Raw genomic sequence first — 15,700 nt, forward strand, 5'->3', positions numbered from 1 at the left:
TTTCGCGTGGAGCATGAGGCAGGGTCAGGACATCACAGGGGCGGGCATTGAAATGAAAATACGGCACGATGCGGATACGCTTGTCCTGACAGAACCAAGCTGGGTCAGCGCCGCCCTGGTCTCGCTCGGCGGCACCGTCATGATCACGCTCGCGGTTCTCGATCTCGCCTCGGACGTCGAGCACGCCCGCCTCATCCTCTTGCTGCTCGGGATCGGCATCCTGCTCGTCGGGCTGCTTGGCTCGAACCATCTGGAAGTGGTGTTTGATCGGCTGGCAGACCGCGTAACCCTTACGACCCAGCCCATCATTCCCGTGGAATGGGGCTTCATGCGGAAACGCAGCCTCATCCGAAACCTGTCCAAGTTCCGCTATGCCTATGTGGAACTCGGCTACCGCTCAAACAGTGCCGGCGAGAATGGACAAAAGCGCTACAAACTGGCCCTCGCCAGCGGTGACCTGCCCGACGACGTGCTGCAGGCAACAAGCCGCCCCTATCAAGCCACAACCGATGAAAGCGTGCGCTGGATCATCAGCACGCATGCCAGCCTCAGCAAGCAGCATGCCCTCATGCTCGCCAGCGAGATCAATGGCTGGATGGGCGTCACGCCGCCGCCGCAGCATATCCGCTAGCAAAAACGTGGCGGACGGTGTCGCCCCACTGCGTTGACCATGATGACGGCCACTCCCGGCCCACTTCAATTGCGTAAGGAGCCCTCGCCCATGAACCGCATCTTTTTCCACGCACCTTTGGCGGCCTGCCTCGCCGTTGCGCTCGCCGCCTGCGGCAATTCCAAGGCCGAGACACGGAATGAAGTCGCCGAGCACGCCAGGGAGTCCACCAGCGATTTGCGCGATCACATCAAAGGCCTCAAGAGCGGCGGCGCCAGGGAAACACTCGATGCCGCCCAAGCGCCCTCTGAGCGCCCGGACAGTCTTCCCAAGGACATGTGGCTCCCTGACGATTTCAAGATCACGCAAGTCATGGACATGGGAAGCGTCGGCTACAGCCTCCGCGCCATATCAGACCATAGCGCCGAAGATCTGGCCGCTGACTACATCTCGCACCTTCGCGAGGCGGGATATAGCGTCGAGTCGCAAAAACCCTTCATGGGCGAGACCAAGATCCTCTTCGAGGGCAAGGGCCTCAACTCCGGCACCGTGAAAATCCAGGACGCCGACTCCCACCGCGAAATCCAGATCGGTTTCAAACCGGACTGAAACCGTATCAGGTGGCGGACTAGCCGCGGCAATTACGTAGACATCATGCAACCTGGATGTTCTACGCATGCGATTTCGATTTTCGACCATCGTTTCAGCACTGGCCTGTCTGGCCGCCCTACTGGCGTTCGGCCTGACAGCCTCCGCCCAGCAGAAGCCGGTCGATGCCTGTGCCGAAATTTCATGCCCATCGGACATGGCCTGTTACGAAGGCGCCTGCTTCCCGACGAGTTTCGGTGACGGACCGTCAGATGACCCCTGCGCCGATGTGACCTGCCCATCCGATATGGCATGCTACGAAGGCGGATGCTTTTTGAGCCTCGATGAACCGTCTGCTGCTCCAGTCGATGCCTGTGAGGGCATCAGCTGCCCCGCCGACATGACGTGCTACGAAGGTGGATGCTTTCTCAGCCTCGATGAGCCGCCAGCCACCCCGCCAGTCGATCCCTGCGCTGAGGTGAGCTGTCCATCATCAATGGTCTGCTACGAGGGTGGATGCTTCGAGAGCATCGACGCCCCGGCCGATGCTCCATGCCCAGCAGGTTCCGTCGCCAGCAATGGCGCCTGCAAGCCCTCCACAAAAATCCAGACTGACCCGTGCGCCGGCGTCCTCTGTCCGGCGGGAGAGGCGTGCTATCAGGGAGGATGCTTCCCTCAGATGGACGCGCCGGCTGATCCCTGCGCAGACATTTCCTGCCCCTCTGACATGGCCTGCTATGAGGGTGGATGTTTCCCGACCAGTTTCGGCGAGACTGAAGCGGCAGATCCTTGCGCCGAAGTCTCCTGTCCCGCCAGTATGGCGTGCTACGAAGGCGGCTGCTTTCCGGATACCCTCGCCGAAGCCGCGACACCTGCTGGCGACCTCGAAATTATCGCCCTGCCCACCGGGCCGCGCACGTCCCTGTATCTCGCGATTGATGACGCGACCCTCGCCCGCGACGAGACCCTGCGCCTCACCTATTCCGGCTTGTCGGGAAAACCGGCGCGCATCGCCCTCATCTATATGGGCGACGAAAAGCCAAGACCCGGCGGATGGTTCTACATACCTGCCAAAACCACGAGCGGTGTCTATGAACGGGAGGGCCACTCGCTCGCCCCCTTCACCGGCCCCTATAAAGCCTGCCTCGCTTACAGCACTGAATTGCCATCTGATGCGTCTTCACCGGACGCCTACGCAGACTGCCTGGACTTCGTCGTCGCTGGCACGGGCAGCCGCAACGCCCGGCCCGCTCTCTCCCTGTCCGCACCTAGCCCGAAAGTCGGCAAGCACTTCACATTGAACTGGTCAGGCTTCCCTCACGTCAACGCGAGGATCAGCCTGATCGACACGGGGACCGGCCGGAGCGTCGCAAGGGGCTATTCGTCTTCCAAACCGGCAGGCGAATGGAAACTTACCGTTCGGGAGCCCGGTTCTTATGAAATCCGAATCTACTTCGAAGGCGAAGCCCTGCGCGCCCGCATGCACCTTGAGGTCACGCAATAAGACGCCTCGGCTCAATGCCGTCCGGTCATTGAATAATCCACGCGCGCCTGACCTATAGATTTTGCCTATAGACCCGCATCCTAGTTTCAATTGGGGCGCTGGCCCGCGCCATGTTACCCTCCGTCAACTTGCAGAGAATGCGGTCAATCAGCATCGGAGAAAATAATGGACGGAAACGACACACCCAGCGTTGGCAAATGCCCGGTCATGCATGGCGGGATGACCTCTATGGGTCGCACGGTCACGGAATGGTGGCCCAACGCACTCAACCTCGACATCCTCAGCCAGCACGACACCAAGACCAACCCCATGGGCAAGGACTTCGACTATCACGAAGAGCTGAAAAAGCTCGACGTCAAAGCCCTCAAGCAAGACCTCACCGATCTGATGACGGACAGCCAGCCCTGGTGGCCCGCTGACTGGGGCCACTACGGCGGCCTGATGATCCGCCTCGCCTGGCACGCCGCAGGCTCCTACCGCCTGTTCGATGGTCGCGGCGGCGCGGGCACCGGCAACCAGCGCTTCGCGCCCCTCAATTCGTGGCCGGACAATGGCAATCTCGACAAGGCCCGCCGCCTCCTGTGGCCGATCAAGAAGAAATACGGCAACAAGGTTTCCTGGGCCGACCTCTACATTCTCGCCGGCAACGTCGCCTACGAATCCATGGGCTTCAAGACCTTCGGTTTTGCCTTCGGCCGCGAAGACATCTGGGCGCCGGAAGAAGACGTCTACTGGGGCTCGGAAAAGGAATGGCTGTCCGACAGCGTCCAGCGCTACGCCAACTCCGAGGACCCGGCCTCGCTGGAAGCGCCGCTCGGCGCCGTCCACATGGGCCTCATCTACGTCAACCCTCAGGGCCGCGACGGCAAACCCGACCCGTTGAAATCCGCCCATGATGTCCGCGTCACCTTCGCCCGCATGGCGATGAATGACGAGGAAACCGTTGCTCTCACCGCAGGCGGCCACACCGTCGGCAAGGCACACGGCAATGGCCTGGAGTCGAATCTCAGCCCGGCGCCGGAAGCCGCCGACATCACGGAACAGGGCCTCGGCTGGATCAACCACAAGACCCGCGGCATTGGCAGCGACGCCGTGACCAGCGGCCTTGAAGGCGCGTGGACCACCCACCCGACCCAATGGGACAATGGCTATTTCGACCTCCTGCTGAACCATGAGTGGGAACTGAAGAAGAGCCCCGCCGGCGCATGGCAGTGGCAGCCTGTCGACATCAAGGAAGAAGACATGCCGGTCGACGTCGAGGATCCCTCGATCCGCAAAATGCCGATCATGACCGATGCCGACATGGCGATGAAGATGGACCCGGACTACCGGAAAATCTCCGAGCGTTTCTATAACGACTTTGATTATTTCTCCGACCAGTTCGCCCGCGCATGGTTCAAGCTGACCCACCGCGACATGGGACCAAAGGCACGCTACTTCGGCCCCGAAGTGCCACAGGAAGACCTGATCTGGCAGGACCCGATCCCGGCCGGCAACACAGGCTATGATGTCGATGCCGTCAAGGCGAAGATCGCCGCCAGCGGCCTCTCCGTCAGCGAAATGGTCTCCACCGCCTGGGACAGCGCCCGCACCTATCGCCAGTCCGACATGCGCGGCGGCGCCAATGGGGCACGCATACGCCTCGCGCCGCAAAAGGATTGGGAAGGCAACGAGCCAGCCCGTCTGGCCAAAGTCCTGAAAGTGCTCGAAGGCATCGCCTCCGGCTCTGGCGCCAGCCTGGCTGACGTCATCGTCCTCGCCGGCAATGTCGGCGTTGAAAAAGCAGCCAAGGCGGCTGGTCATGACGTGAAGGTGCCTTTCTCACCCGGTCGCGGCGACGCAACCGCCGAGATGACCGATGCGGATTCCTTCAATCCACTCGAGCCACTGGTGGACGGTTATCGCAACTACCAGAAGGCCGAGTACGATGTCAGCCCGGAAGAGCTGATGCTCGACCGGACCCAGCTGATGGGCCTCACCGCGCCGGAAATGACTGTCCTTGTCGGCGGCATGCGCACCATTGGCACGAACCATGGCGGCACGAAGCACGGTGTGTTCACGGATAATGTCGGCGCCCTGTCCACCGACTTCTTCGTCAACCTGACGGACACCAACAATTACTGGCGCCCATCCGGCAACGGCCTCTACGAAATCCGCGATCGCGCCAGCGACGCGGTGAAGTGGACCGCCACCCGCATGGACCTGGTCTTTGGTTCCAACTCGGTCCTCCGCGCCTATGCTGAAGTCTACGCCCAGGACGACAGCAAGGAGAAGTTCATCAAGGACTTCGTCGCCGCCTGGACCAAGGTGATGAACGCCGACCGGTTCGACATCGCCTGATCGAAACGACACCCCAAAAGGAAAAGCCCCGACGCATCTGCACCGGGGCTTTTTTATTGGATCAGGCATTGACGCCTAGTGAGCGGCAAGCACCGCGAGCAGAAGCAAGGCCACGATATTCGTGATCTTGATCATCGGGTTCACGGCCGGGCCAGCGGTATCCTTGTACGGATCACCGACTGTATCGCCCGTGACAGCGGCCTTGTGGGCTTCAGAGCCCTTGCCGCCATGATGGCCGTCCTCGATATACTTCTTCGCATTGTCCCATGCGCCGCCACCCGATGTCATCGAGATGGCCACGAACAGGCCCGTCACAATCACGCCGAGCAGCATGGCCCCGACAGCTGACAGGGCAGCGCCCGGTCCGGCGATCAGCATGATCACACCGAACAGAACAAGCGGTGACAGCACCGGCAACAGCGACGGCACCACCATTTCCTTGATCGCGGCCTGCGTCAGGATATCCACGGCCCGGCCATAATCAGGCTTCACTTCGCCTTTCATGATGCCCGGCATTTCGCGGAACTGCCTGCGCACTTCCTCGACCACAGCCTGCGCTGCGCGGCCCACCGCCATCATCGACATGCCGCCGAAGAGGAACGGCAAGAGACCGCCGAACAGGAGGCCAACCACGACGTAGGGGCTGGAGATCGAGAAATCCACCACGACATTGTGGAAGAACGTGCCGGGGTCGGCCTGAGAGATGAAGTATTTCAGGTCTTCCGAATAGGCCGCAAACAGCACCAGCGCGCCGAGGCCCGCCGATCCGATCGCATAGCCCTTGGTCACGGCCTTGGTCGTGTTGCCAACAGCGTCCAACGCGTCAGTCGTCTTGCGAACGTCAGACGGCAGTTCAGCCATTTCCGCGATGCCGCCGGCATTGTCCGTCACCGGGCCGAAGGCATCGAGGGCAACAATGATACCGGCCAGCGCCAGCATCGTCGTCGTGGCAATCGCGATGCCATAGAGGCCCGCGAGATTGAAGGTGAGCAGGATGCCCGCCATGATCGTGATCGAAGGCAGCGCCGTCGATTCAAGTGACACGGCCAGCCCCTGGATCACGTTCGTGCCATGGCCGGACTCGGATGCTTTCGCTATCGAGCGGACAGGGCGGAACTTGGTCTCGGTATAATAGGCCGTGATATAGACGATGAGGCCCGTCACAACCAAGCCGGTCACACCGCAGAGGAAGAGGTCGAGCCCCGTAATCTCTCCGGTCATGCCGAGGCGCTGGGCCGCTTCATTGAGCACGCCGAACCCGTTCGGCAACACGCTGCTGATGGCAATCGCAAGTCCACCAATCGACAGCACGCCGGTCACGATGAGGCCCTTGTAGAGCGCCCACATGACGTCAGTGGAGTTCTTGCCGAGGCGCACGAAGAACGTGCCCACGATCGAAGTGATGATACAGACGGCGGCAATCGCCAGCGGCAGCATCATGACAGCGGAAATGTCCGCAGAGCCTGAGAAGTAGATCCCGCCCAGCACCATGGTCGCAACCAGCGTCACGGCATAGGTTTCGAACAGGTCGGCCGCCATGCCGGCACAGTCGCCGACATTGTCGCCCACATTGTCCGCGATGGTGGCCGCGTTGCGCGGGTCATCTTCTGGAATGCCGGCTTCCACCTTGCCCACCATGTCGCCGCCGACATCCGCACCCTTGGTGAAGATACCGCCGCCGAGACGGGCAAAGATCGAGATCAGCGAAGCGCCGAAGCCGAGCGACACGAGCGCGTCGATCACCTGGCGTTTCTCGTCACGCACCGACAGGTCGAGATCGAGCGGCCCGGTCAGCAGGCCGTAATAGAGAACGATGCCGAGCAGCGCGAGGCCAACCACGAGCATGCCGGTAATGGCGCCAGACTTGAACGCCAGTGCAAGGCCAGCCGCTAGGCCGTTCTTGGAGGCTTCGGTCGTGCGCACATTGGCCCGAACCGAAACAAGCATGCCGATAAACCCGGCTGCGCCCGACAGGACGGCACCGATGATAAAGCCGAGCGCCGATTTCCAACCGAGCGCGACAAGCAGGATCACAACAACAACAGCGCCAACAATGGCGATCGTACGATACTGGCGTTTGAGGTAGGCATTTGCGCCTTCCTGAATGGCCAGCGCTATTTCACGCATGCGATGGTCGCCTGACGGGGCCTTCATGATCGAATTGATCTGTAGGTAACCGTACAGGACAGACACAACGCCCGCGGCGAGTGCTAGATAAAACCACATGGGTATTTCCTTCCTTCCCTGAGTTCTTTAGCGGGCCCGGGTTGCTCCCGGATCTCCAAAACCTGGTTATGGTGGGTAATTGCTGCCAGCCGCACCTGAATGAGGCAACCCGCCTCCCTTCAGGAGCGAATATCAGCTGCCCCCACTAACCATGCTCGAACCCCAGAGTTTCAGGCAGGTTAACGTTTCGGCCCCCGCGTTCGAGGGAAAGGCCTGATCCAGCAACAATTTTCCCGATACAGGTGATTTCGATACCAGAATTTTGCGCCTCACGCGAGATCAACTTGGAATTGTTCTCCGGCGCCGTGAACAGCGTCTGATAGTCATCGCCCCAGGTCGCCAGTTTCAGCATTTCGGCAAGGTCCATCTCGCCGCCCGAGAAGCGCACCGCGCCGAGATCCATCTCCATGGCGACACCGGAGGCTTTGGCCAGAGTCTTGGCATCAATCAGCAAGCCATCGGACACATCCATCGCCGCGCTCGCGTGACCAGCCACCAATTTGGCCGTCGCGAGGGGCGGAAGAACCGGCAAACGGTAGGCATCGGTCCCGGAAGAACCCGGGAATGGACTCGGAATACCCCGGGAATGGTCCTGCCACGCCCGTGCGGCGGCCCCGATTGTCCCCGTAAGCCACACGCAATCGCCCGCTTTGGCACCCGTCCGCCGCACAGGGCCCGCATTGAGGCAGCGCCCCGTCAGTGTCAAAGAAAGGAACAGCCCGCCGGGGCTCGTCACCGTATCGCCGCCAATCAGCTCAGCCCCCCAGGCCGCCAGCTCATCGCCCAAAGCTGCTGCAAATGCTGCGATTTCCGCCTCGCCGCGCCGCTTGGGCCAGCCGAGCACAAGCAGCGCTTCGGCTGGTTCTGCCCCGCTCGCCAGCAGGTCCGACACATTCGTCCGCACCAGCTTGCGCGCTACGGTATCGATGGGGTCCGTGCCAAGGAAATGCACCCCCTCCACCATCGCATCTGTTGTAATTGCTACAGGATCAGAGACACCCAGCTGCGCCACGTCATCGCGCAGGCCAGCCGCGCCGGCGCCCTGCGCCAGCGGCGCGAGATAGCGTGCAATCCAGTCCTTTTCCGCCATTGTCAGTCGTCCAGAGGGCGCTTTTCCCCTGCCAAAACAACGCCCCAGACCGGAATGCCGGTCCAGTTCTCCCCCGCCACAGTCAGCGGATTGGCGCCCAGAATTGTAAAGTCCGCCCGCTTGCCAACTTCGATCGACCCGATCTCCTTGTCCAGCCCCACCGCCTTTGCTGCATCAAGCGTTACAGATTCCAGCGCCTGGTAAGGCGTCAGCGCCATGTTCGCCTCATACACGCCGCCCTCCTTGGTGGCCTGCGTGATGTGCACACCCGCCGCCCGCAGCGGCTCCGGCGGCGCCAGCGGCGCATCGGAGTGAACGGCCACGACAGCCCCTGCCTTTTTCAAGGCGCCCAGCGGCGTAATCCACTGTGCGCGCGGCTGTCCCAGCGGATCGGCATAGGGCTCGCCCATGTAGTAGACATAGTGGCTGGCAGCCGAGACGTTGGCCTTCAAACGCCCCGCCTCTGCCACCTGCTCCGGCGAAAACAGGCCGCCATGCTCGATGGTAAAGGAATTCCCCGCGCCGCCTTCGCGCAACTTGCTGAGCGCCGCCAGTGTCGCGCCTTGAGCGGCATCACCATTGGAATGGATATTCACACCGAGACCGGCATCCCAGTAAGGCTGGATAGCCGGCACGATCTGCTCCGGTTTCAGCACCCAAAGCCCCTCTGTGCCCTCTGATTGCCCGGCGAGGTATCCGGGCGGAGAGAGGCGCATGGTCTGGCTGTAGAAAGCGCCATCGGTAAAGAATTTCACGCGCGGCAGAACCGGCGCCGCAGCCCCACGCGCGCCCGTCGCGAGATCAAGCATGGCCCGAACCCGCCCATCCCCATACGTCCGCGCCAGCGCGCGAAACTCCGGCACGAGATAGAGATTGTACCCGGATGTCTGCGGATCGACCCAGTTATTGCGGATATTGGCGTCTTCCAGCTCGTAGCCGAACAGGCCATAGCCCATCTCGACGGTCGTGGTGACACCCGCATGGCGCAGCATGCGCGAAAACCCATGGAATCCCGCGCTCGCATTCTCCGGCGCCAGGATCACATCGGCATAGGCCTGCACCACGGCAAAGGCCGCATCCTCATAGATACGCCCCGTCAGCTCGCCCTTGGCGTCGAGGTCCACACCATGGAACTTCTCCGCCAGCGCAGGCGTGAACCCGGCCCGCTTGATCGCCGCGCTGTTGAGATAGAAGTCATGGCTTGAATAATGCCAGATCACGATCGGTCGTTCAGCCGAGATCGCATCAAGATCGGCGCGCGTCAGGTCACCATGCACCAGGTTGTGATAGCCATAGATCACGGCAGGTTGGCCCGGCGGCATGGAGGCCGAAATCGCGGCGACTTCCGACAGGAATCCCTCCCGCGTGCCAATGCCCATCCGCATGCCGTCGGGCGTCGCCATTGGCCAGGGCGGTGTCAGTGGCAACGCATATTGCAGCGCGCCCAGCATCACATGCACATGCGGGTCGATCAGGCCCGGCACGATGGTCAGCCCCTCGAATGTGCGGTCCACCTCTGCCTTCGGCAGGTCCTTGGCGAGTTCCGCCTCTGTGCCAACGCCCACGATACGCCCGTTCTTGACCGCAACGGCCGTCGCCGCAGCGTCCTCACCCGTCATCGTCACAACGCTGGCGGCCGGATAAATTACCGCGCCTTCGCTGTGATGCTGCTGCTTCTCCGCTTCGCCTCGCGAGCACGCAACGGCCAGCAAAACAGCTAGTCCGGTAATGATATGACGCATGGAATGCCCTCCAACGATCTGGCGCGCAGCCTGACGGTTCGGGCGGCCGATTACAAGCAAGCCTTAAAGGATCTCGCGGCCAATCGCGTAGAAGCGATCCCGGCGCTGCCGGCGCAGTTCCTGCGGCGAGAGGCCTTCCAGGTCCTTGAGCGCCGTATCAAGCGCCTTGGCTGCGGCAGCCATGGCCCGTTGCGGGTCACGGTGCGCGCCGCCGACAGGCTCTTTCACCACGCCGTCGATCACCTTCGTTTTCAACAGGTCAGGCCCCGTAATCTTCATCGCGTCTGCCGCATCGCGCGCCTTGGCCGGGTCGCGGTAGAGGATGGACGCGCAGCCCTCCGGCGAGATGACGGAATAGATCGCATGTTCCATCATCAGGACCGTATTGGCCGCCGCGATGCCAATGGCGCCGCCCGACATGCCTTCACCGATGATCAGCGTCACGAACGGCACGCCCAGCGACAGGCCACGCTGGGTGCCACGCGCAATCGCTTCCGCCTGCCCGCGCTCTTCGCCGCCCTTGCCGGGATAGGCACCAGCTGTATCAGGGAAGCTGAGGACAGGAAGATTGAACTTCTCGGCCATGTCCATCAGGCGCACCGCTTTGCGGTAGCCTTCCGGGTGCGCCATGCCGAAATTGTGCTTCAGGCGCTTTTCGGTGGTGCGGCCCTTCTCATGGCCCATGATGACCACAGAGCGGCCCTTGAAGCGCGCAAGACCGCCGATAATCGCCTCGTCATTGCCGAACAGGCGATCGCCTGCCAATTCCTCGAAATCCTCGAAAATTGTGGCGATATAGTCTGACAGGTGCGGACGATCCGGATGCCGGGCAACTTGCGTCTTCCGCCAGGCCGACAGGTCCGAATAAATGTCTTTCAGCTGCTTGGTCGATTTGGCCTTCAGCTTGTTGAGCTCGTCCTTGATGGACGGCCCACCCTTCTGGCCGGAGATGGCTTCGAGCTCGGCAATCTTGGCGTCGAGTTCGGCGATAGGCTTTTCAAAATCGAGATAAGTCGTGCTCATGCTGAACTATCTAGCAACCCCTGCCTGACTCGCCTAGCGCCCTTTTCATCAAAGCACTCTCTGGAACATAACGACCGCTGGCAAGATCAGCACGCCCAGAAGCACCGGAAAAACGAAAAAAACCAAGGGTAAAGTCAATTTTGCCGGCAGAGCCATGGCCTTTTCCTCGGCATAGAGAATGCGGCGCTGACGCATATCAGCCGAGAAGACCCGCAGGGTCTGGCCAAGACTCGTGCCCATTTCCTCGGCCTGACGCAGCATCGTCGCCAGCGAACCGGCCTCTTCGATTCCCATCCGGTCGGCAAATCCGCGCCATGCAGCCTTGCGCGCCCGGCCGGCCCGGAGTTCCAGCGACAGCGTGCGCATGAATCCCGCAATGATCGGGTGGCGCAGCTCCAGCTCCTCGCCCACACGCTGCACCGAGGCATCAAGGCTGAGCCCCGCCTCCACGCACGCGACCAGCAGGTCCATCATGTCCGGAAACCCGGACGAGCATTCCTGGCGGCGCGCCTTGGTTCGCTTGTCGAGATACATGCCCGGCGCGATCAGGCCGACCAACACCAGCATAACCGAGATCATGATCGGCATGTTTCCCGGCAGCTCTGTCAAATATGGCAGCGCTGCGAGCAGTGCCAGCTGTGGCAGGACAATGCACAAGAGACGCGCGAAATAATACCGGCCAACCGCCGACTGGCCGGTAAAGCCCGCAGCGGCGAGGCGCGCCTTGGCAACGCTGACACCTTGCTCATCATCGCCCGGCGCCATCTGGTCGGCGAGACCGGTAACCGCCCGGCCAATACGGCTCTTGTTCCGCGCCGCGGCCTCCGCTTCCGACGCAGGACTGCGCCGCGCCAACCGGCGCTCGACGCTTTCCATGTCTCGCCGGCTCTTCAGGAATGTCAGGACAGGCGGAAATGCCAAAGCCATGGCTGCGCCCAGCATGAGCAGCGGCGCCCATAGCGCCGGAAAGGATGAAAGGTCAGCATTCATCGTCAGGCTCTACATCTTGAAATTGATCATTTTGCGCATGACCAAATTGCCAATGAACATCCACGTAAACAGGCCTGCAAAGCCATACCGAATGAGCGGCTCGTCAATAACGCTACCGTAGAATTCAGGCCGGGTGAGGTGGATGGCGAGCATCACGAGGAAAGGCGCCGATGTCAGGATCATGGCCGACGCGCGTCCCTCCGACGAGGCGGCCTTCACCTTCAGGCGCATCGTCTGGCGTTCGCGGATTGTCGTCGTATTGGCCTTCAGCAAGTCGCAGAGATTGCCACCCGTGCGTTCCTGCAGGCGCACAGTTGCGCCGAACAGTTCAACATCCGGGTCGCCCGCCCGCTCGGCCATGCGCTGCACGGCATTGGTCAGCGAGAAGCCATAGGACACTTCGTCAGCCGTCATGCCAAATTCCGTGCCGATCGGGTCCGGCATCTCGCGGGCAACAAGGGCGACGGCGGTGGCGACCGGGTGGCCCGCCTCGAGGCTGCGGCAGACGATCTGCAAGGCGTCGGGCAATTGCTCCGCCAGTTTCTTGCGGCGCTTGCCCCCAACATGTTTCAGAACAACCAGCGGACCGACAGCCCAGACGAGCAGGAAAATACCGACCGCCGGCATCCAGCCGCCAACAAAATACATGTACGCAGCCGCTGCCGCGACGCCGCCACCTGCTGACATGGCCCACCATTTCAGGGGCTGGTAAGGCAGACCGGAACGCACGACCAATTGGTTGAACCGCTGCAGGGGCATCGCGAAGTTGCCATCGGAATCAAGCCCCCTGCTCTTGCGCAGCTCGACCATGGCCTCGCTTGTCGTCGCGTACTTGTCCTTGAATTGCAGGCGCCGGTTCACAATCCGCTGGGTCTTCGCCTGGTTCAGCAGGTCCAGAACCGACTGGATAACAAAGAAGAAAGCCCCCGCCGCCATGATCCCCGGGATCACGAGGAACAGGTTGAGACTGGAAATATCTGGCAAGCCAAACACGACTAGAACACCGTTGACGGATCGAACATGCCCTTGGGCATATGCACGCCGCGTCGTTCCATCTCGTCGAGAAATTTCGGGCGCAGCCCGGTCGCGACAAACTTGCCGATAACCTTGCCTTCTTCCGACGTGCCGGTGCGCTCGTACTTGAAGATTTCCTGGATCTGGATAACCGAGCCTTCCATGCCGGTAATCTCGGCAATGGACATGACCTTACGCGAACCGTCAGACAGGCGCGAAGCCTGAACAATGAAGTTCACGGCCGAGGCGATCTGCCCCCGGATGGCTTCTTCGGAAATCTTCATCCCGCCCATCATCACCATCTGCTCAAGACGGGTGATCGCATCGCGCGGGTTGTTGGCGTGGATCGTCGCCATGGAGCCTTCGTGGCCCGTGTTCATGGCCTGCAGCATGTCGAACGCTTCCTCGCCGCGCACCTCGCCGAGGATGACGCGGTCGGGTCGCATGCGCAGCGCGTTCTTGACGAGCTCCCGCTGACGGATTTCGCCCTTGCCCTCGATGTTCGGGGGCCGTGTTTCCATGCGCGCCACATGCGGCTGCTGGAGCTGAAGCTCGGCCGCATCCTCAATCGTGATCATCCGTTCCTTGGGGCTGATCGCGGAAGAGAGCGCATTAAGCAGGGTCGTCTTGCCCGAGCCGGTACCGCCCGAGATGACCGTTGAGGCCTTGCACTTCACGGCGCCGAGAATGAACTCGGCCACGGGGCCCGGAATGGCGCCAAAGCCGACCAGCTTGTCCATCGTCAGCGGGGACTTGGAGAATTTCCGGATCGAGACCAGCGGACCGTCAATGGCAATCGGCGCGATGGCTGCGTTGACCCGGCTTCCATCAAGCAGGCGCGCATCAACCAGCGGCTGGCTCTCATCCACGCGTCGGCCCACAGCGGACACGATGCGCTGAACGATGCGCAGGAGGTGATCATTGTCGGCGAAGCGGACAGGCGCCAGCTGAAGCTCGCCATGGCGTTCGATGTAGACCTGGTCATAGCCGTTGATCAGGATGTCCGCGATGGAATCATCCTTCAGCAGCGGCTCGATCGGGCCGAGGCCCGTCATCTCGTCCATGACGGCATCCGCGAAAGACATTTCCTCCACCGATGAAAGCGCCATCTCTTCCTTGCGAATGATCTCGGAAATGATGCCGCGCACGCGCTGGCGCATCGTGGCATCGTCCATCTTGTCGAGCGCCGACAGGTCCAGTTCGTCGATCAGCTTTGCATGCACGCGCAACTTGGCGTCCAGCAGGTCGAAAGCCTTTTCATCGGTCTTGACCTTTGCCGCAGCCATCTGGGCCGTCGGCCTTGTCTCCGCAGCGGGATCGGCGGGAATCACGAGCGGCGTCGCAGGTACGGAGCTGGATCCAAACCGGCTCATTTCGCACGTCTTTTCTTGCCGGCTTGCGGCATCGCTTCAATGGCATCTTCCGGCAGCAGCTTGTCCACGAAAGCCGCAACATCGGCGACAAGCGGGCTCTTCGGCTTCACGTCAGCAATCGGTTTGCCGAGATTGACCGCCGTACGTGCCGCGTCCCAGTCGGAAGTGATTGTTGTATGAATCTCGCGTTCAATGGCCTGCTCGGCCTTGTCCACGGCGAATTCGGCGCGAAAGCGTTTCTTCGGGAACATGCGGTTGAGAACCAGCTTGGACTTGGCGCCATCCGGACGCAGCGCATCCGTTTCGCGACACATGTCAGCGGCAGCGTGCAAGCTTGGCACCGTCAGCTCACTAACGATAATCGCTTCATCGACAGCGCCCAGAACGGATTTGGTCCAGGGCATCATATGCCGGGGCATGTCGACAATTACATATTCAAACGCACTACAGGCCACGTCCAGCAGGCGCAGGATCGCCTCTTCCGTCGCCAGCATGTCCGCATCCGGGTTCCGGGGCGCAGCGATCAGCGACACGCCATCTTCATGCTCCCAGCACCATGCCGCCAGAAGCCGCTGGTCCAGGCGCTCGGGCGCTGCCGCCAGGGCATGCAGGTCAAGCTTGGGCACCGCTTCCAGGAACGACGTTGTCATCCCGTCCGCGAGATTGAGGTCGACAAGGCACACTTTCCCCGGACCGACCTTGCGCGCGAGGCTGAAGGCGCTTTCAATGGACAATGTCGAGACGCCCGCGCCGCCCACAGCGCCGCGCAAGGCCCAGCATTTCGATGTCGCACCCGAACCCTGGATGGACCGCGTCTCACGCAGCTGCTCTGCCACATCGATGATTTCCTCGATGCCCGCAGTCGTCGGTACAATGTCGGACGCTTCGAGCTTCATCAAAGCGCGCACCATATGCCCCGGCAGCTGGTCCGAAATGACGATCACGGCCGTGCCGGGTCGCTCGACGGCCAGCGTAAGGATCACTTGGTCATAACCGGCAACGCCCTGCTCAACGAGCACAAGGCCGCCGCCATGGCGCAGCACGATCTCGGAAGACGAGAGGCCGGTAAGGTCGGACAGCTCGGCGCAAGCACCCTGAAGATCCTCCATCAGTTCAGGTCGCACCAGAACGGCCAGTGCGGGAATGATGCGACCGGATGGCGGCGCATTGGCTTCAGGCTTTCGGACGGGTTCAAACATG

12 protein-coding genes are annotated in these 15,700 nt (G+C 61.7%); 4 read left to right on the forward strand and 8 right to left on the reverse strand.

What is annotated here, in order from left to right:
* Positions 1–52: 52 nt before the first annotated feature.
* From V7651_RS01015 to katG, 4 genes are all read left to right on the forward strand, one after another.
* Positions 53–631 carry a hypothetical protein gene (locus V7651_RS01015; protein WP_335611889.1) on the forward strand — a complete coding sequence of 193 codons (579 nt, stop codon included), beginning with the start codon at positions 53–55 and terminating at the stop codon, positions 629–631.
* A 90-nt stretch (positions 632–721) separates the two neighbouring features.
* Positions 722–1,219, forward strand: coding sequence for a hypothetical protein (locus V7651_RS01020; RefSeq protein WP_335611890.1), 498 nt, complete (start codon positions 722–724; stop codon positions 1,217–1,219).
* A 67-nt stretch (positions 1,220–1,286) separates the two neighbouring features.
* Positions 1,287–2,702 (forward strand): hypothetical protein, encoded by a 1,416-nt coding sequence (locus V7651_RS01025; protein ID WP_335611891.1) that lies wholly within the window; start codon positions 1,287–1,289, stop codon positions 2,700–2,702.
* Positions 2,703–2,867: 165 nt separating this feature from the next.
* Positions 2,868–5,042: a catalase/peroxidase HPI gene (gene katG / locus V7651_RS01030; protein WP_335611892.1), complete on the forward strand. Its 2,175-nt coding sequence runs from the start codon at positions 2,868–2,870 to the stop codon at positions 5,040–5,042.
* A gap of 75 nt (positions 5,043–5,117) precedes the next feature.
* Here katG and V7651_RS01035 read toward each other — a convergent pair whose 3' ends face one another.
* The 8 genes from V7651_RS01035 to V7651_RS01070 all read right to left on the reverse strand — a co-directional run bounded on the left by V7651_RS01035 (position 5,118) and on the right by V7651_RS01070 (position 15,699).
* A complete protein-coding gene (locus V7651_RS01035) occupies positions 5,118–7,268 on the reverse strand; it encodes a sodium-translocating pyrophosphatase (protein ID WP_035540886.1) in 2,151 nt (716 codons plus the stop codon).
* A gap of 145 nt (positions 7,269–7,413) precedes the next feature.
* Positions 7,414–8,358 carry a thiamine-phosphate kinase gene (gene thiL / locus V7651_RS01040; RefSeq protein WP_335611893.1) on the reverse strand — a complete coding sequence of 315 codons (945 nt, stop codon included), beginning with the start codon at positions 8,356–8,358 and terminating at the stop codon, positions 7,414–7,416.
* Between the two features lie 2 nt (positions 8,359–8,360).
* Positions 8,361–10,100: an amidohydrolase gene (locus V7651_RS01045; RefSeq protein ID WP_335611894.1), complete on the reverse strand. Its 1,740-nt coding sequence runs from the start codon at positions 10,098–10,100 to the stop codon at positions 8,361–8,363.
* A gap of 63 nt (positions 10,101–10,163) precedes the next feature.
* The gene (locus V7651_RS01050; RefSeq protein ID WP_335611895.1) at positions 10,164–11,123 is read right to left on the reverse strand and encodes an acetyl-CoA carboxylase carboxyltransferase subunit alpha; all 960 of its coding nucleotides are present in this window, start codon (positions 11,121–11,123) and stop codon (positions 10,164–10,166) included.
* A gap of 48 nt (positions 11,124–11,171) precedes the next feature.
* Complete coding sequence (locus V7651_RS01055) at positions 11,172–12,113, reverse strand: type II secretion system F family protein (protein ID WP_335591339.1); 942 nt, start codon at positions 12,111–12,113, stop codon at positions 11,172–11,174.
* Between the two features lie 9 nt (positions 12,114–12,122).
* Entirely contained in the window at positions 12,123–13,097 is a 975-nt protein-coding gene (locus tag V7651_RS01060) for a type II secretion system F family protein (RefSeq protein ID WP_335611896.1), read from the reverse strand.
* 11 nt (positions 13,098–13,108) lie between these two features.
* Entirely contained in the window at positions 13,109–14,500 is a 1,392-nt protein-coding gene (locus V7651_RS01065; protein ID WP_335591341.1) for a CpaF family protein, read from the reverse strand.
* Complete coding sequence (locus V7651_RS01070; RefSeq protein WP_335611897.1) at positions 14,497–15,699, reverse strand: CpaE/TadZ family protein; 1,203 nt, start codon at positions 15,697–15,699, stop codon at positions 14,497–14,499. Before V7651_RS01070 ends, V7651_RS01065 begins: the two co-directional genes overlap by 4 nt.
* Position 15,700: the final 1 nt, after the last annotated feature.

Source organism: Hyphomonas oceanitis, from assembly GCF_036964545.1.
In the GTDB taxonomy this organism is placed as follows: Bacteria; Pseudomonadota; Alphaproteobacteria; order Caulobacterales; family Hyphomonadaceae; genus Hyphomonas; species Hyphomonas oceanitis.